Origin of the sequence: Nonomuraea ceibae, assembly GCF_019396325.1 — a bacterium.
Taxonomy (GTDB): domain Bacteria; phylum Actinomycetota; class Actinomycetes; order Streptosporangiales; family Streptosporangiaceae; genus Nonomuraea; species Nonomuraea ceibae.
In genome coordinates, this window is record NZ_JAHKRO010000018.1 from 62,656 (window position 1) to 78,997 (window position 16,342).

The following is a 16,342-nucleotide window of genomic DNA, read 5'->3' on the forward strand; positions in this document are numbered from 1 at the left end:
CCATGGGACTGCCCGTCATCGAGCCGTACCCGCTGCCGTCGTCGCCGCCCGAGGGCCGGGTGGGCTGGGAGCTCGACCCCGGCCGGGCCGCGCTGCTCGTCCACGACATGCAGAACCACTTCCTCGCCCCGTTCCAGGCCGCGCCCATCCCCGAGGTGATCGGCAACATCCAGCGGCTGCGCGAGCACTGCGCCGACGCCGGCATCCCGGTGCTGTACTCGGCCCAGCCGGGCGCCCAGCCGCCCCGGCAGCGCGGGCTGCTGACCGACTTCTGGGGGCCGGGACTCGGCGCCGAGCCGTTCGCGGCGGCGATCGTGGACGAGCTGAAGCCGGAGGACCCCGGCGCGGTGCTCACCAAGTGGCGCTACAGCGCCTTCGTCCGCACCGACCTGGCCGACCGGCTGGAGGGACGCGACCAGCTCATCCTGGTCGGCGTCTACGCCCACATCGGGGTGCTGGCCACCGCCCTGGACGCGTTCATGCGCGACATCCAGGCGTTCGTCGTGGCCGACGCCGTGGCCGACTTCTCCCTCGGCCACCACGAGTCGGCGCTGGACTACGCCGCCTCGCGCTGCGCGCGCGTGGTGACCACCGGACAGATCGTGGAGGGCGCGTGAGCGACGAGGAGTTGCGGTCGTACGTGGGCGAGCTGCTCGGCGAGCAGCCCGGCGCGGACGACGACCTGCTGGAGCTGGGCATGGACTCGATCAGGCTGATGGCCGTCGCCGACCGGCTCGGCGCCGACTTCGCCGACCTGGCCGAGCGGCCCACCCTGCGCGCCTGGGGAGAGCTGATCCGTGGCTGAGCCGCTGACGGCCGCGCAGCTCGGCATCTGGACGGGGCAGGCGCTGTCGCCGGGCAGCCCCGTCTACAACGCGGGGGAGTACGTGGACATCCGGGGCGCCCTGGACGAGCGGCGCTTCGAGGCGGCGCTGCGGGAGGTGATCGGCGCGGCCCCGGCCCTGCACGCGGTGTTCTCGGACGCCGGGCAGGTCGTCCGCGAGACGGACGGGTGGCCGCTGCACCGGCTTTCGGCGTCCTCCGTGGAGGAGGCCGAGGCGTGGATGCGCGAGGACCTGCGGGTCTGCGCCGACCTGGCCGCCGGGCCGCTGTTCGCGCAGGCGCTGATCCGGATCGACGAGGACCGGCACCTCTGGTACCAGCGCATCCACCACATCGCGGCCGACGGATACGCGTTCTCGCTGCTGGCCAGGCGGGTGGCCGAAGCGTACTCGGGGCGGCCGGGCTCCTTCGGGTCGTACGCGGCCGTGCTGGAGGAGGCGGCCCGTTACGAAGGCGGCGATGGCACCAGGGCTCGCGACCGGGCCTACTGGGTCGGCCGGTGCGCCGGGATGCCCGCGCCGCCGCTGCTCGCCCCCGCCGCGCCCGTCAGCGGCGAGGTCCACCGGCGCACCGCGAAACTGCCCGATCGGGTGCCGCCGGAGGTCGCCGTCGCCGCCACCGCCGCCTACCTGCACGCCCGGACCGGCGCGGCCGAGGTGGTGCTCGGGCTGCCGGTCATGAACCGGCTCGGGTCCGCCTCGCTCAAGGTGCCGTGCATGGCCATGAACATCGTGCCGCTCCGGGTGCCCGTCTCCCCGTCGGACACCCTGTCCTCGCTGGCCGGGCACGTGGCCGCCGAGATCCGGCACGGGCGTCCCCACCACCGCTACCGCTACGAATGGCTGCGGCGTGACCTGGGGCTCGTGGGCGGTGACCGGAGGCTGTTCGGGCCGGTGGTGAACGTGCTGCCGTTCGGCTACGACCTGCGGTTCGGGGAGGCGCGCGGCACTGTGCACAACGTGTCGGCCGGGCCGGTGGAGGACCTGTCGATCGCCGTGTCGGACCGGGGCGGGCCGTGCGCGGACTTCGACGCCAACGCCGCCGCCTACTCCCGGGACGAGCTGGACGCCCACGCCGACGGCTGGCTGTCCCTGCTCCAGGAGCTGACCGCCGACCCTGACCAGCCGCTGTCGCGCGTCTGGAAGCCTTTGACCGGGGGAGTCGTGCTCGACGGGGGGCCGCTGTCCGTGCCCGCCGTGCCGGTCGCCCACCTGATCGCCGCCCAGGCCGCCGCCGGCCCCCACGCCGTCGCCGTCGAGCAGGAAGGGCGGCGGCTCACGTACCGGGAGCTGCTGACGTCGGCGCGGGCCTTCGCCGACCGGGTCGCCGGCGCGTCCCTCGTGGCGATCATGCTGCCGAGGGGCTTCGACGCCGTCACCGCGATCGTCGGGACGGTCCTGGCCGGCGCCGCCTACCTGCCGCTCGACCCCGCCTGGCCGAGGGCGCGCGTCGACGGCATCCTCGCCGCCGCCCGCCCCGACGTCCTCGTCACCGCCGGCGGGGTGGAGCGCCGCCCCGGCGCCCCGCGCGACCCCGGGCTCGCGTACGTCATGTACACCTCCGGCTCCACCGGCCGCCCCAAGGGCGTGGCGGTCGGCCAGGAGGCGCTGGCCCACTTCGTCGCCGGAGCCACCGGCGTGTACGGGCTCCGCGCCGACGACCGGGTGCTGCAGTTCGCGCCGCTGCACTTCGACGCCTCGGTGGAGGAGATCTTCCTGACCCTGTGCGCCGGGGCGACGCTGGTGCTGCGCACCGACGAGATGCTGCAGTCCGTCGGCCGGCTCCTCCAGGCGTGCGCCGACCTCGGCGTCACCGTGCTCGACCTGCCGACCGCGTTCTGGCACGAGGTCGTCTACGCGCTGTCCACCGGGACCGCCGCGCTACCGCCCCGCGTCCGCACGGTGATCATCGGCGGAGAGGCGGCGCTGCCCGAACGGGTCGCCCGCTGGCACGCCGCCGTGCGCGGCTCCGCCCGCCTGCTCAACACGTACGGGCCCACCGAGGCCACGGTCGTGGCGACGGTCGCCGAGCTGGTGCCGGGGGACCCCGACGTGCCCATCGGACGACCGCTGCCCGGGGTGCGGGCCGCGGTCGTGGACGGCGAGCTGGTGCTGATGGGCGGCGGGCTGGCCCGCGGCTACCTGGACGCGCCGTTCGGCAGCCACGCGGGCGAGCCCGCGTACCGCACCGGCGACCGGGTCCGGGTGCGGGCCGACGGGGCTCTGCTGCACCTGGGGCGCATCGACGACGAGTTCAAGATCAGCGGGCACCGGGTGGACCCCGCCGAGGTCGAGTCCGCGCTGCTGCTGCACCCCGGCGTGCGGGAGGCCGCGGTGGTCGGACAGGTGCTCGACAGCGGAACCAGGCGCCTGGTCGCCCACGTCGTCCCCACCGGCGAGGAACCGTCCGGCCTCAGGGAGCACCTGGCCGGGCTGCTGCCCGCCGCCGTGATCCCCTCCGCCTACGTCTTCACCGCCACCCTCCCCAGGACCACCTCGGGCAAGATCGACCGCTCCGCCCTCAAGGCGACCGCCGTCGAGACCGCGTCCCGGGGCGACGACGGGCTGGTGGGCGTGGTCCTGCGCGTGTGGGAGGAGGTCCTGGGCGCCACCGGGATCACCCCGGCCGACGACTTCTTCCAGCTCGGCGGGCAGTCGCTGCAGACCATCCAGGTCGTCAACAGGCTCGCCGCCGAACTCGGCCGCGACGTCCCGGCGACCCTCCTGTTCCGCCACCCGACGGCGGCGGCCCTCGCCGCCGCCCTGCCCCCGGGCGCGCGGGCCACGGCCGAGGCGCCCTCCCACGTCGCCGACGCCGTGCTTCCCCCGGACGTCCTGCCCCGGGCCGTCCCCGCCACCCGGCCGCCCACGTACCTGCTCACGGGCGCGACCGGCTTCGTCGGCGCCCACCTGCTGTCGGAGCTGCTCACGTCCACCGACGCCCGCATCGCCTGCCCCGTCCGCGCCGCCGACGAGCCCGCCGCACTCCAACGCCTGGCCGATGCCTTGGCCGCCCAAGGACTGCCGGAGCTCCCCCGGGGCCGGGTCCTCCCCATCCCCGCCGACCTCACGAAAGCCGAGCTGACCGGCGACTACCAGGCCGTGTACCACAACGCCGCCGTCGTCAGCGTGACGCGCCCGTACAGCAGCATGCGCGCCGCCAACGTCACCGCCACCCTCGACCTGCTCCGCCTCGGAGCCCCCTTCCACTACATCTCCACCCTGGCCGTCGCCGCCCCCGGCCCGTCCGTGCCCGAGGAGTACGTCCCCCCGCACCCCGGCCTGCGCGACGGCTACACCCAGTCCAAATGGGCGTCGGAAGAGCTCGTCCGCCAGGCGGGGGAACGCGGCCTGCACACCGCCGTCTACCGCCTCGGCCGCGTCGCCGGAGCCGACGGCCACGTCAACCCGGGCGACCTGTTCTGGCGCATCGTCCGCGCCGGCGTCCTCGCGGGCGCCCGCCCCGACCTGGACCTCGCCGAACCCTGGACCCCCGTCGACTACGCCGCCCGCGCCGTCGTCACCCTCTCCCACGCGGGCGCCACCGGTGTCCACAACCTCGCCCCCCTCCCGCCCGTCCACCTCGCCGAAGCCCTGGAATGGGTCGCCGACGACGGCTACGACCTGCCGGTCGTCCCCCTGGACGCATGGGTGCGACGGCTCAGGAACGGCGACGCCGAATCCGCGGCCACCGCCGCCTTCTTCGACCTGGCCACCGGACCGCCGCCGCCGATGGGCCACGTCCACGCCGGCCGATCCGCCGGCATCCCGTGCCCGCCCATCGACCGCGGCACCATGCGCCGCTACCTCGCCCACTGCCGGGCGACCGGCCTCCTGCCCGCGAAAGGAACCCCATGCTGACCAGCACGTCCCGGGTGGAGACCGACCGCGCCACCCGCTACCTCGTCCAGCTCTGCAAGCACTTCGCCCGCAAGGTGCCCGCCGAATGGACGGACGAGAAGGGCACGGCCACCTTCGACTGGGGCACCTGCGCCTTGCTGGCCGAGCCGGACGCCCTCCACCTGACCATCGAGGCCCCGGACGAGGAGAGCCTGGGCCGAGTCCGCTACGTCGTCACCGACCACCTCGAACGCTTCGGCACCCGAGACAACCTGACAGTCACCTGGTCGGAGTGAGTTCCATGTCGACCGGCCTCGCCGAACCCGTAGGAGGGGCGCGGTCCGCGCGCCACACGAAGGCCCCGCCGGGCGGCTCAGCCGGGCCCGGCGGTCCAACGCCCGACCTGTACGGACTTCACGTGTGCCTTCGCCTGACTGTGTACGGCCTTCGCGATCCCGTGTCGGATCGTCGACGCGTTGACCTCGATCCCGTCGGACGTGGCGCGGCGGATCTCCTCGACGACGGCCGAGGATGAGGCGTGGTCGTCGAGGAGATGCGTGATGCCCGCAAGGTGGTCGGGGCCGTACAGCGGACCAAGGGGATCGATGAGTTCCTCCGGCGGTCCGACGTCGAAGATCTGCTTGACCGGGCGATACTTCCTGTTGGTCTCCTGCATCTTCGCGTAGAACATCTCCCGCTCCGCCTCGTACTGCTCGAAGTACTGCGTGGGGAACACGGCGACCTGGGCGTCCACGGAGACGGAGTCCTCCGCGGTGTAAGTCACGAGTTCGTCGTCGCTGGGGGTTCCGTCCCCTGAAACCCTGATCGTCTCGGTCACGGCGAATGACACGCTGAACGACGGGTTGGCCGCGTTCTCGCTGGTCACCTCCAGCCAGAGCACGCCGCGAGGCGGCCACTCCTTCTCCAATCCCGGGATGGGGTCGTGCGCCGGGTCGCTGACCTGGACCCGGCAGCTGAAGAGCACCCGCCCTTCGCCTTCCTCCTCGGTCCAGTAGGTCGCGCCGGACGAATCGACGAAACGCAGGTAGGTCGCCGTCTCCAGCTCGACGTCATGGTCCGGGCCGAAGCGGGGCACCGGCTTGAGACCGGCCGGTCCCGGGTCGCCGGTGTGCCACAGCCCCTCCTCGCCTTCCAGACGGCGGACCTGGGACTCGAACACTGAGATCCGGGTGCCGTCGTTGCCGACCAACTCGACCTTGTAGCCGAACGTGACGTCGCTGGAGGCGAGCCGGCGAAGATTCGGTACGCCGTCCAGGCCGGGGTTCGCCTGGATCGCGATCGGCACCCGTACCTTCACCGCGCGGGCTTCACGTACGCCGTCGAACGTGGTGGGCGGGACCAGGATGTTGAACGTCTCCGCGCTGGTCTGTGCGGTGGAGAGGACGCTCAAGGTCTCCGTCTGGGCGCGGTCCGCGTAGATGCCCAGCGTTTCCGACTGAGGGGGAGGGAAGAGAAGCTGCCCCAAGCTGTTGATCACTGACCAGAGGTCGCTGAGCCCGTTGTTCCGGCACACCCATTTGAGCGATGCCTGACGGTCACGGAAGAACCCGCCCATCTGATCCTGGCCCATCAGCCCCGTCGAGAACCCCGCCGGATCGGGCACCCACCACCCCGGCTGGTACGCACTGGTGCCGAAAGCCGGGTCGGCCGCCCCGCACGGCCAGCTGGAGAACGTGAAGCGGGGCAGATACCGCTCCTCGCTGAACGGGGTCGCCGGAACATGGTCGAAATGCGGAGCGGGCATCGGCGCGCTGACCAGAATCTGCGCGTACCAGTCGGCGGCGAACTGGGAAAGCGCCTCGATCAAGCCCAGCAGACGCTCCCGCTCATGTCCCGTCGAACGGAAATAGGGCTCGACGAAGCGAATTCCATTGAGATAGCAGAGCGCTCCCGCCATCAGAACCGGTGCATGGAATCGCCCGTCCCAGCGGAGATGGCTGGCATTGAGGCTGTCCGGTGTCTGCCAATCATGGTAGGAGGCGGAGAGCGGACGCATGACCTGGACCGGCCACACGGTCGCCGGAACCACTCTTGTCTCGTTCGGCCACGACCTCTCCGAGGGAGGTAGGGAACTCGCGAACACACTTTCCGGTTGGCCCATCAAATGGGCCCCGGCGTAGACCTGGTCGCCGCCCATCATCCAGTGCGGCGCCGCGTTCCCGGACAGCATCGTGTAGGTCTCGGGATGGAACGGCAGCAGATTGGCCTCGGGCATGGCATGCCCCAGAAGCTTGGGACGCATCACGTTCAGGGCGTTCACCAGCTCGCGCCGGTGCTGGGCGGAATGGTCCGCCGCGAAGGACCGAATTCCGTCGGCGACATCCTTGATGAGCCCCTGCGTTCCGGTAGCCCGTTCCAGGCGATCGGAAATGAGTGTGCGGTGATTCTGGTCGCCGATCTTCTTGATTTCTTCGCGGATCTGGTCGAGTGCCTCCTGGATCGGGTCTTTGCCGCCGATGATCGCCTTGATGATGTCGGCGGCCACGGCAACGACACCCACGACGGTCGACGCCGCCGCGACCCAAGTGGCGATGCTCTTGAAGGTGGCCACGGCGCCGGCGGAAATGCCCACGGTACGGGCGAACGCCTCGGGGTTCCTGAAGCTGATCGACACCGGACCACCGTTCCTTCACAACATCGGTTGACGCCCCAAGATTCGCACCCCGCGAAGAGCTGATCCAGAACTGCGGGCCGTCACCCGGTTACACAGAAGGCATGAGGATGGAAAGCATTTCTTTCCTGAAGAGAAGGCGGTTATGCCGGTGGTGGGTAGCGGTGGATCTCGGCCCGGTGGCCTGTCGAGCCGGCGAATTTGGCGTCGTCGGTGAGCAGCGGCACCCCGAGCAGTTCGGCGAGCGCCACGTACATGCCGTCATAGGCGGTCAGGTTGTTGCGCAGCTCCAGCACGCGCGGCTGCAGGGGCAGCATCGGATGGCGGACGATCTTCAGCTGGGCGTAGCGCTCCAGCATGATCTCGGCCCTCGCCTCGGAGATGCGCACCTCGGGCTTGCTGGTGATGACATGCCCGCGCACGACGGAGGCGATCTCGACGTCGATCAGGGCCGGTGCGTGCAGTTTCCGCGCCAGCCGCTGCCGGAGAAGGTCGTCGCCTTTGACGTTGGCCAGCAGGCGGAAGACGATCGAGGCGTCGACGACCAGGCTCACCGGCCGCCCTCGCGCATGGTCTCCCGGACGAAGTCGGGGTCGTACGCCACCGGCTCGTCGGCGGCGATCCTGGCCATCACCTCGTCCAGTGTCGGCGTGGCCGCCTCCTCATTCAGGAGGTCGCGTACGAACGCGGTGAGGGACTTGCCTTCGCGCTCCGCCCGCGCCTTCAGTGTCCGCTCGGTCGTGTCAGGAACATCCCTGATCTGTATGGTCCCCATGCAAGCACTTTAGCTTGCAACATGCATGCACGCATGGATGGGTCAGTGTGCGATGCCCGGCATTGATGTTGATGTGCCATTCGGTGCTGTCCAGGGCGTCGATCCGGACGAGGAGTCCAGGGACGTCGTCCTGGTCGGCGAGGCGGCGCGGGGCGGCGTGCGGCCGTTTGGTCGCCACGATCAGGCAGTCCATGACCTGGTCGAGCCCGGCGGCGAGGTCCAGCAGCTCGGACCAGGTCATGGGGTAGCCCGTCTCGGCGGACGAGATGAAGTTTTCGAAGGACGGCATGGTCATCCCGTTGGGCGGGGTGCCGACGGCCCAGAGATCCAGGATGGTCCACGTCCAGGTGTTGCTGGGGAGGGCGTCGAGTATCTCGGTGAGCTCGACCGTCGAGGGCAGCACTACCGTCGGCATGGGCGCGATTGTTCCATGTGATCCGGTTACCGGGTGGTGGTCAGGGGAGCGGCGGGGGTGCGGGCCTTTCCCTTGGGCCACAGGTACGTGCCGGGCCGGCGGCGTTCGAGGCGCAGTGAGCCGACGGTGAACCGGCACACCTGCTCCTTGACGAAGGCCGCGAGCCGCCCTCGCAGCACCGTCTCCACGGGCGAGTCGTCGTGCCGGACGAACTGGATGAGCCCGTCGTGGCGGCCGAGGCTGACGCACTGGATGAGGTACCGGAACCGGAACGGCCTGGCCTGGCGTCCGGCGGCGCGGGCGTTGACGGAGTCGGCGGCGTGGGCGGCGATGGGCATGCCGGCCGCGCAGGACATGCGGGACTCGCCGGCGCCGGGGATCCGGACGGCCGCCGCGTCGCCGACGACGTAGACGTCCGGGTGCGACACGGACCGCATGGTGGCGTCCACGACGGCCCGGCCGCGGGCGTCGACGGTCAGCCCGGCCTCGGCGGCGAGCGTCGGGACGGTGAACGAACCCGCCCAGACCACGACATCTGCGGAAATGTCGCCGTCGGTGGTGTGGACGGTCCCCGCCGACACGCCCGACGCGCGGACCCCGTACCGGGTGATGACGCCGAGCCGAGACAGCGCCCCCGCGACGTGCCGGCGGCCGCGCGCCGACAGCACCGGCTCGTTCCCCGACACCAGCGTGACCCGCCACGCCGGGTACGTCTCGGCCAGCTCGGCCGCCATCTCGACGCCGGTCAGCCCGCCGCCGACCACCGCCACGTCACCGCCGCCGGAGGCCAGCCGGGTCCGCAGGGCGGCGGCGGACTCGGCGGTGTAGGCGTGCTCGGCCACCCCGGGCACGCGCACGTCGGTCCGGCTGCCGAGCGCGTACACCAGCGTGTCGTAGCCGAACTCCCGCCCGTCCTCCGTGCGCACCACGCGTGCCGAGGGGTCGAGCGCGGCGACCCGGGCGACGACGGTCTCGATGCCGGTGCCGCGCGTCAGCTCCGCCAGCGGGACCCGTACGGTCGGCCGGCCCGCGGCCAGCTCGTGCAGCCGGATCCGCTGCGTGAAGTGCGCCTCGGCGCTGATCAGGGTGATGTGATGGGTCCGGTCCAGCCGCAGCGCCGCTGTCAGACCCGCGTATCCCGCTCCGATGACCACGATGTTCATGCAAGGGAGACGGCGCCGGCGGACCCGATGTCTGAGTGAGGTGCGTCACACGTTGCGCAGCTTGACGGGATTGCGTACGACGTCGACCTGGACGACGCGGCCACCGGAGACCACGAAGGCCATCACGCTGTCGGGGACCCCGTCGCCGTCGCGGATGACCACGCCCGGAGCCCCGTTGACGTCGAGGAACTCGGCCGTCATGCCGTCGAACCAGCGCTCGACCATGCCCAGGACCATCCTGGCGACCCGATCGGAGCCCACCACCGGCACCGCCGCGGCCGTGACCACGCCGCCGCCGTCGGCCCGCCACACCACGCCTGGGTCGAGCACCGCGACCAGCCCCGGCAGGTCGCCCGAGGTCGCCGCCGCCGCGAAGGCCTCCACGACCTTCAGGTGCGCGGCGCGGTCGGCGGTGCCGCGCGGCGCGTACTCCTGCACGCGCGCGCGGGCCCGCGACGCGAGCTGCCGCACGGCCCCGGGGCTGCGCCCGAGGATCTCGCCGATCTCCTCGAACGGCACCTCGAACGCGTCGTGCAGCACGAACGCCGTCCGCTCCGCCGGGGAGAGCCGTTCCAGCACGGCGAGCAGGGCGAGACTGACCGAATCGTCCAGGGTCACCCGGTCCTCGGGGCCGAGCTCGGCGACGACCGGCTCGGGCAGCCACTCGCCGACGTAGGACTCCCGGCGGGCGCGGGCGGAGGTCAGCAGGTCGTAGCAGACCCGGCTCACGGCCGTGGTCAGGTACGCGCGCGCGTCGCTCACCGCCTGGCGGTCGGCCTGCCGCCAGCGCAGCCACGTCTCCTGCACGGCGTCGTCGGCGTCGGCCACGGTGCCGAGAATCCGGTACGCGACGGCCCACAGGTGGTCACGGTGCTCCTCGAACGCCTCCATCAGCTCAGCACCCGCCCCACCATCCGGGCGTACATGCGCCCCGGGCTCGGGGACCGGGCGAGGAAGCCCGGCAGCATCGGGAGCGACACCGCGAACGGCTCCAGCAGCCGGTAGAGCTCGTGGGCGTCGCGGGGCCGGTCGCCCGGGTTCTTCTCCAGGAGCTGCCCGAGCAGCGCGCCCAGCCCGGCGGGCACCCCGGGCACGGCGGGCGGACGCTCCTTGACCTGCTTCTCGAACACCACGTAGTCGGTGGGCCCGGTGAACAGCTGCCTGCCGGTCAGCATCTCGTGCAGCACGCAGCCCAGCGCGTAGAGGTCGCTGCGGGGCTCGGCGATGCCGTGCTGGATCTGCTCGGGGGCCATGTAGGCGGGCGTGCCGAGGATCTGGCCGATGCGGGTGAACGTCGTCACGTCGGCGTCGCGGAGCATGGCCAGGCCAAAGTCCAGCACCTTGACGCTGCCGTCGGGGCAGAGCATCAGGTTCGTCGGCTTCAGGTCGCGGTGGCAGATCGCCAGCGCGTGCGCCGCCGACAGCACCGCGCACGCCTGGGCGGCGATCGCGACGGCCCACGGCACCGGCAGCGGCCCGTGCTCGCTCACCACGTCGGCCACCGTGACGCCCTCGATGAACTGCATCACCTGGAAGAGCCGCTGCTCGTGGGTGCCGAAGTCGTACAGGACGGGCGCGCCGGGGTGCTCCAGCCTGGCCAGGATGCGGGCCTCGCGGATGAACCGGCGCTCCAGCTCCTGGTCGGGGCCGCTGGGCAGGCGGAGGAGCTTGACGGCCACGCGCCGGTCGAGGTGACGGTCGTGACCCGCGTAGACGGCGCCCATGCCGCCCTGGCCGAGGGGGAGGTCGTCGAGCTCATAGCGGTCGCCGATGACCACAAGTCCCCCCTCCCGCATCCTTCCGGGAAAAACTACACCGTCAGGACTGCGGGTGCAGGTGGCCGCCCGTGAGCCCGTCCAGGCCCAGCCGGATCAGCGTCTGGCCCAGCGCGGACGTCTCCCGCAGCGCGTCCTCCAGCACGGCGAGCTGCCGGAACGCCTCGCCGTAGGCCCGCTGGTCCTTGAGCGGGAGCCTCGGCAGGCGGGTGCGCCGCACGTCGAACCTGCTGGAACCGGTCGTCGCCCGGCTGCCCGCCGCCCGCAGGAACCCGGCCAGGAAGTCGGCGTCGAGCCGCCGCGCGTCGACCCGGTAGAGCGTCAGGTGGGGGCCCAGCACCATCCCACCGCCCGCCATGACGCGCACGCTGGAGTAGGAGGCCACGACGTCGCCCGGCTCGACGGCCACCAGCCCCTTCTGGGCCGTGGTCAGGCCCGACGGCGGCGCGTCGCCGGCCACGTCGTCGGCCGTGAGCACGGGCACGTCGCCGCCCTCAGCGGCCATCCGAGGCGGCGCCTGGAACACGCTCACCAGGCCCTCCTTGATCAGGTCGCCGATCGTGGTGGCGGGCTGGTCGAGCGGCTCGTCGAGCACCTTGAGGTCGGGCGGCGCGGCGGCGGCGGCCAGGAACCGGTCGCGCGCCTCGGCGAAGGCCCGGCCCACGTCGTCGCGGCGCTGGTGGCGGGCCGGGGTCATGTCGACCTCGTCGGCCAGCAGGTCGATGATCCGCACCGCCTGGCCCGAGCCGTCGGCCAGGTAGGCGCGCCAGGCGGGCTCGACGACGGACATGTCGGCGGACGCGTCGAGGATCAGCACGTCGGACGGCGGGCGCTCACCGGCCGCCGGGCGGCGCAGCAGCCACAGGTCGGCGCCCGGCAGCGCGATGACCGCGCGCAGCGCGCCCGCCCTGAGCAGGTTGGCGCGGATGCGGCGGCCGGCCTTGCGGCTGGCGGCGGCCGGAGGCATGAGTATCGCGACCAGGCCGCCCGGCCTGACGTGGGTGAGGCAGTGCTGGACCCAGGCCAGCTCCGGCTCGCCGCGCGGCGGCAGCCCGTACTCCCAGCGGGGGTCGCCGACCAGCTCCTCGTAGCCCCAGGCCCGCTCGTTGAACGGCGGGTCGCACAGCACGGCGTCGGCCCGGTCGCCGGGGAAGCCGTCGTGACGCATCGCGTCGCCCGCCACGATCGTCGTCTCGGCCCCGCGCAGGCGCAGCCGCGCGGTGGCGATGGCGGCGGACGTCTCGCTCAGCTCCTGCCCGAGCACCCGCGCGTCGCCGGCCGCCAGCAGCAGCGTGCCGACCCCGCAGGCGGGGTCGAGCACGCGCGGCACGTCCTCGCCCGGCGGCACCAGGCGGACCATCAGCTCCGCGACGTCGTCGCGGGTGACCGAGAGCTGCCGGGAGTGGGCCTCCAGATAGCGCTCCACCAGGAACTCGTACGCCGTCAGCGCCCCATGTCGCTCGGCCAGCTCCGACACGAGCGAGGCCGACTCGGGCTCCAGCTCGCTCTCACCGGTGGTCAGCAGCGCCCCGGCCTGGGCGACGACCTCGCCGAGCCGCAAATCGCCCGCGGCTTTCAGGCGTTGCCATGCCCGATCCGCCAGGGAGACCTGGTAGGACTTCCCATAGCGGCGCAGCCAGTCCTCGACCTGAGGCAGTGAAAAGAGGGGCTGGTTGGCGGTTCCGCCGATGGGGGCGGGGAAGTCGTCGTGGCGGCGGCGCCAGTTGCTCACCGCGGCACGCCCGACACCGGCGAGCCGGGCGATGTCCCCGGCGTTCAGGGTCGGGTCGTGGCTCATGAGGGTCAGACTAGTTCAACCGAGTCTTCAGCGCATCTGCTTGTGAAGTCTTTCAACCAGTGATTTACTGCAGGTATGAAGCACAACATCCGCTATGCCGCCGGATCAGACGTGGGCCGCCGCAGGGAGCAGAACGAGGATTCTGGCTATGCGAGCGGCCGGTTGCTCGTGGTGGCGGACGGGATGGGCGGGCACGCCGCGGGCGAGCTGGCGAGCTCGGCGGCGATCGCGGTGATGCGCGAGCTGGACGCCACGCTTCCCGAGACGGGCACCGACCTGGAGGCCGCGCTCGAAGGGGCCGTGCACGAGGCCGCGCGCAGGCTGGTCGAGCTGGCCGACATCGACCCGGCGCGCAGGGGGATGGGCACCACGGTCACCGCCATGCTGTGGGACGGCTACCGGTTCGCTCTGGCTCATCTGGGCGACTCCCGCGGATACCTGCTTCGCGATGGTGCTCTTTACCAGATGACCAAGGATCACACACTTGTGCAGTCGATGGTGGACGAAGGGCGCATCACGGAGGACCAGGCCGCCGTGCACCCCCGCCGCTCGATGGTGCTGCGCGTCCTCGGCAGCGAGGGCAGGGCGGAGCCCGACATGGCACTGCGCGAGGCCGACCCGGACGATCGCTATCTCCTCTGCTCCGACGGGCTCACCACCGTGCTCGGGCCCGAGGTCCTGCACGAGGTGCTGACCACGGTGGCAGACCCGGCGGCGGCCGTCCAGAGGCTCATCGATCTTGCCAACGAGGGCGGTTCGCCCGACAACGTGACGGTCATCGTGGCCGACGTCGTCGCGGCGGGCGCGGGCGACACGCAGGTCTTCCGGGTAGGCGCCGGGGCGTAATCCGGACTTCTGTCCCACCAGCCACAAGACCGTTATTTCCCCTCATGGCTAGACACTTTCGGAATGCTCTGCGCGTGGTCGTGATGTCGCTATTACAGTCCATCATGATCTGCCACATTTCTGGGGGGAGTCGAGCTGGACCCGATCGCGGAAGAGTTACTCGCCACCGTCCGTAAGGAACTCGGCTACCGGGAGAAGTCCGGCCAGCACACCAAATTCGGCCACTGGTACGCCGACCGGGTGCAGGATCCGCAGTACAAGAACGCCGCCTGGTGCGACATGTTCATCGCCTGGGCCGCCGACAAGGCAGGCGTCGGCGAATACGTCGGCCAGTTCGCCTGGACACCCTCCCACGCGGTCTGGTTCATCAAACAGGGCGCCTGGACGCGCAAACCCGAACCGGGGGCCCTGGTCTTCTTCGACTGGCGCGGCGGTGACAGCTACAAGGGCGTCGACCACGTCGGCATCGTCGAACGCGTCGCCGGCAAGAAGATCCACACCATCGAGGCCAACGTGGACCGCGTCTGGCTCAAGCGCAAGGTCCGCGAAACCGACAAGGTCGTCGGGTACGGGCTGCCGCGCGTCGTCAAGGCCAACGCCGAGCTGGGCGAGATCCGCTCCAGCCAGCAGCCGTTCCCCCTCCGCGAACGCGCCGACCCGCCCGCCGCCTCGCCCTTCGACGCCCTCGGCGGGCCGCTGGCGCTGCTCGCCGTCATCATCGTCACCACCGTCGTGGTCTCCTTCCGCGTCGCCGGCCGCCGCGCGGGCCACCACCGCCGCCTCGCCGGCCCCTGGAACGCGCCAACGCCTCCCGCGCCTCCGGAGCCCACCCAGCCGCCGTCCGCGGACCCCGCGGCCCCCCGCGTCCCCGTAGGCGCCACCCCCACCCGCCGACACCCCTACAACCCCAGCCCCTGACCCACTTCCCGGTAGAACCCTCCCGGGGCAGGAGTGCCCGGGTACGGCATAGGTGGGTGGCGCGGCGTCCTGAGATGGGGCCCCTTCGGGGGCGTGCCCGGGTGCGGGTGCCCGCTGGGGCGGTGCCGCTGGGCGGTGCGGCGTCTTCGGGGCGGCCCTTCCGGGGGGAGGGCGCGCCCGGGTGCGTACCCGGTTGCCTCGGCTTCGGGCGGGTGGACCCTTCCGGGGGGAGGGATCGGCCGTACGGCGGGGTGGGTCAGGTGGTCAGGTCGATGACCACCTTGACGTCCTGGCCGCGTTCGAGGGCTTCCGTGGCGCGGTCCAGGGGGAGGCGGCGGGTGATGAGGCGTTCGAGCCAGGCGGGGTCCGCCTGGGAGAGCGCGTCGGCGGCGGCGCGGTAGTGGCGCAGGTTGGCGTTGACGGTGCCGAAGACGACGTCGTTCTCCAGGACGATGTCGCGGTTGATCTGCCCGGCGTCGGCGCTGATGGGCCGGCCGCCGGCGGAGACGCCGGCGAGGCAGACGATGCCGGCTTCGGCGGTGTTGAGCATGGCGTCGAAGACGAGCGGCCCGGCGCCGGTGCATTCGAGGATGATGTCCGGTTTGAAGCCGACGGCTTTGAGGTCGCTGGCGGCGTGGTAGGTGGCGTCGAGGTCGGCGACAAGGGCGGGTTTGACGCCGTCGGCGGCGCGGTCGAGGACGTGGACCTCCAGGCCGCGCTGGCGGGAGAGCAGGGCGCCGAGCAGTCCGATGGGCCCGGCGCCGGTGACGAGGACGGTGCGGGGCTCGAACCAGGCGCGGGAGCCGATGGCCTCGATGTGCTCCCAGGCCTTGGCGACGACGGAGGCGGGCTCGACGAGGACGCCGAGGGTGCCGAGCGCGGGGTCGATCTTGACGGCGTAGGCGGCTTCGACGGTCCAGCGTTCGCTGCCGTAGCCGTCGCGTTCCTTGATGCCGCGTTCGGTGTATTCGCCGTTGCGGCACATGTCGAACTCGCCGCGGGCGCAGGCGCCGCAGGGTACGGGGTCGGGGCGGCGGACGACGCCGACGACGAGGTCGCCGGGGGAGTAGGCGGAGCCGTCGGGAACCTGGAGCACCTGGCCGAGTGATTCGTGGCCGAGGATCATGGGCTCCTGGCGCGGCCAGCCGTACTCGCCGGAGATGAGCTCGCGGTCGGTGCCGCATATGCCGAGTGCGAGGCCCTGGACGAGCAGTTCGCCCGCCCCCGGCTCCGGCTCGGGAACCTCTGTGACGCCGAGCGTGCCCTGCTTGCCCGGCACGAATGTGATCGCACGCATGCTTCACCCCTACCCACCAGGGCACCTTGGGAATTAGTAGG

The 16,342-nt window shown here is 71.9% G+C and carries 15 protein-coding genes; 6 read left to right on the forward strand and 9 right to left on the reverse strand.

What is annotated here, in order from left to right; translation table 11 throughout:
* The first annotated feature begins 2 nt into the window (after window positions 1–2).
* Genes KME80_RS15045 through KME80_RS15060 form a run of 4 tightly spaced genes read left to right on the forward strand, consistent with a single transcriptional unit; the run spans window position 3 to window position 4,978 of the window.
* Window positions 3–617 (forward strand): isochorismatase family protein, encoded by a 615-nt coding sequence (locus KME80_RS15045; RefSeq protein ID WP_219505471.1) that lies wholly within the window; start codon window positions 3–5, stop codon window positions 615–617.
* Window positions 614–805, forward strand: a complete 192-nt coding sequence (locus KME80_RS15050) for a phosphopantetheine-binding protein (protein ID WP_219505472.1) — start codon at window positions 614–616, stop codon at window positions 803–805. The genes KME80_RS15045 and KME80_RS15050 overlap by 4 nt, the downstream gene beginning before the upstream one ends.
* Window positions 798–4,703, forward strand: coding sequence for a thioester reductase domain-containing protein (locus tag KME80_RS51840; protein ID WP_219505473.1), 3,906 nt, complete (start codon window positions 798–800; stop codon window positions 4,701–4,703). Before KME80_RS15050 ends, KME80_RS51840 begins: the two co-directional genes overlap by 8 nt.
* The gene (locus tag KME80_RS15060; protein WP_219505474.1) at window positions 4,697–4,978 is read left to right on the forward strand and encodes a DUF2218 domain-containing protein; all 282 of its coding nucleotides are present in this window, start codon (window positions 4,697–4,699) and stop codon (window positions 4,976–4,978) included. The genes KME80_RS51840 and KME80_RS15060 overlap by 7 nt, the downstream gene beginning before the upstream one ends.
* 77 nt (window positions 4,979–5,055) lie before the next feature.
* Here KME80_RS15060 and KME80_RS15065 read toward each other — a convergent pair whose 3' ends face one another.
* The 8 genes from KME80_RS15065 to KME80_RS15100 form a co-directional block, all read right to left on the reverse strand.
* A complete protein-coding gene (locus KME80_RS15065; protein WP_219505475.1) occupies window positions 5,056–7,317 on the reverse strand; it encodes a hypothetical protein in 2,262 nt (753 codons plus the stop codon).
* 140 nt (window positions 7,318–7,457) lie between these two features.
* Window positions 7,458–7,868, reverse strand: coding sequence for a type II toxin-antitoxin system VapC family toxin (locus tag KME80_RS15070; protein ID WP_219505476.1), 411 nt, complete (start codon window positions 7,866–7,868; stop codon window positions 7,458–7,460).
* Window positions 7,865–8,089 carry a FitA-like ribbon-helix-helix domain-containing protein gene (locus KME80_RS15075; RefSeq protein ID WP_219505477.1) on the reverse strand — a complete coding sequence of 75 codons (225 nt, stop codon included), beginning with the start codon at window positions 8,087–8,089 and terminating at the stop codon, window positions 7,865–7,867. Before KME80_RS15075 ends, KME80_RS15070 begins: the two co-directional genes overlap by 4 nt.
* A complete protein-coding gene (locus tag KME80_RS15080; RefSeq protein WP_219505479.1) occupies window positions 8,058–8,504 on the reverse strand; it encodes a hypothetical protein in 447 nt (148 codons plus the stop codon). The genes KME80_RS15075 and KME80_RS15080 overlap by 32 nt, the downstream gene beginning before the upstream one ends.
* 26 nt (window positions 8,505–8,530) lie before the next feature.
* On the reverse strand, window positions 8,531–9,667 hold the full coding sequence (locus KME80_RS15085; protein WP_219505481.1) for an NAD(P)/FAD-dependent oxidoreductase: 1,137 nt from the start codon (window positions 9,665–9,667) through the stop codon (window positions 8,531–8,533).
* Between the two features lie 45 nt (window positions 9,668–9,712).
* Entirely contained in the window at window positions 9,713–10,558 is an 846-nt protein-coding gene (gene sigJ / locus KME80_RS15090; protein WP_219505483.1) for an RNA polymerase sigma factor SigJ, read from the reverse strand.
* Window positions 10,558–11,445 (reverse strand): serine/threonine-protein kinase, encoded by an 888-nt coding sequence (locus tag KME80_RS15095; protein ID WP_219505484.1) that lies wholly within the window; start codon window positions 11,443–11,445, stop codon window positions 10,558–10,560. The genes sigJ and KME80_RS15095 overlap by 1 nt, the downstream gene beginning before the upstream one ends.
* 40 nt (window positions 11,446–11,485) lie before the next feature.
* Window positions 11,486–13,240: an N-6 DNA methylase gene (locus KME80_RS15100; RefSeq protein WP_219505486.1), complete on the reverse strand. Its 1,755-nt coding sequence runs from the start codon at window positions 13,238–13,240 to the stop codon at window positions 11,486–11,488.
* A 75-nt stretch (window positions 13,241–13,315) separates the two neighbouring features.
* On the opposite strand from KME80_RS15100, the gene KME80_RS15105 reads away from it, so the two are divergent.
* Both KME80_RS15105 and KME80_RS15110 read left to right on the forward strand, forming a co-directional pair.
* A complete protein-coding gene (locus tag KME80_RS15105; protein WP_219505488.1) occupies window positions 13,316–14,086 on the forward strand; it encodes a PP2C family protein-serine/threonine phosphatase in 771 nt (256 codons plus the stop codon).
* A 240-nt stretch (window positions 14,087–14,326) separates the two neighbouring features.
* Window positions 14,327–15,004, forward strand: coding sequence for a CHAP domain-containing protein (locus KME80_RS15110; protein ID WP_308125765.1), 678 nt, complete (start codon window positions 14,327–14,329; stop codon window positions 15,002–15,004).
* A gap of 256 nt (window positions 15,005–15,260) precedes the next feature.
* On the opposite strand, the gene KME80_RS15115 is transcribed toward KME80_RS15110, so the two are convergent.
* A complete protein-coding gene (locus KME80_RS15115; RefSeq protein WP_219505490.1) occupies window positions 15,261–16,301 on the reverse strand; it encodes a glucose 1-dehydrogenase in 1,041 nt (346 codons plus the stop codon).
* Window positions 16,302–16,342: the final 41 nt, after the last annotated feature.

What these genes read in the sequence shown, in the direction of transcription:
- KME80_RS15045 (WP_219505471.1), top strand. Translation starts at nt 3, where the DNA reads ATGGGACTGCCCGTCATCGAGCCGTACCCGCTGCCGTCGTCGCCGCCC.
- KME80_RS15060 (WP_219505474.1), top strand. Translation starts at nt 4,697, where the DNA reads ATGCTGACCAGCACGTCCCGGGTGGAGACCGACCGCGCCACCCGCTAC.
- KME80_RS15075 (WP_219505477.1), bottom strand. Translation starts at nt 8,089, where the DNA reads ATGGGGACCATACAGATCAGGGATGTTCCTGACACGACCGAGCGGACA.
- KME80_RS15080 (WP_219505479.1), bottom strand. Translation starts at nt 8,504, where the DNA reads ATGCCGACGGTAGTGCTGCCCTCGACGGTCGAGCTCACCGAGATACTC.
- KME80_RS15085 (WP_219505481.1), bottom strand. Translation starts at nt 9,667, where the DNA reads ATGAACATCGTGGTCATCGGAGCGGGATACGCGGGTCTGACAGCGGCG.
- sigJ (WP_219505483.1), bottom strand. Translation starts at nt 10,558, where the DNA reads ATGGAGGCGTTCGAGGAGCACCGTGACCACCTGTGGGCCGTCGCGTAC.
- KME80_RS15100 (WP_219505486.1), bottom strand. Translation starts at nt 13,240, where the DNA reads ATGAGCCACGACCCGACCCTGAACGCCGGGGACATCGCCCGGCTCGCC.
- KME80_RS15105 (WP_219505488.1), top strand. Translation starts at nt 13,316, where the DNA reads ATGAAGCACAACATCCGCTATGCCGCCGGATCAGACGTGGGCCGCCGC.
- KME80_RS15115 (WP_219505490.1), bottom strand. Translation starts at nt 16,301, where the DNA reads ATGCGTGCGATCACATTCGTGCCGGGCAAGCAGGGCACGCTCGGCGTC.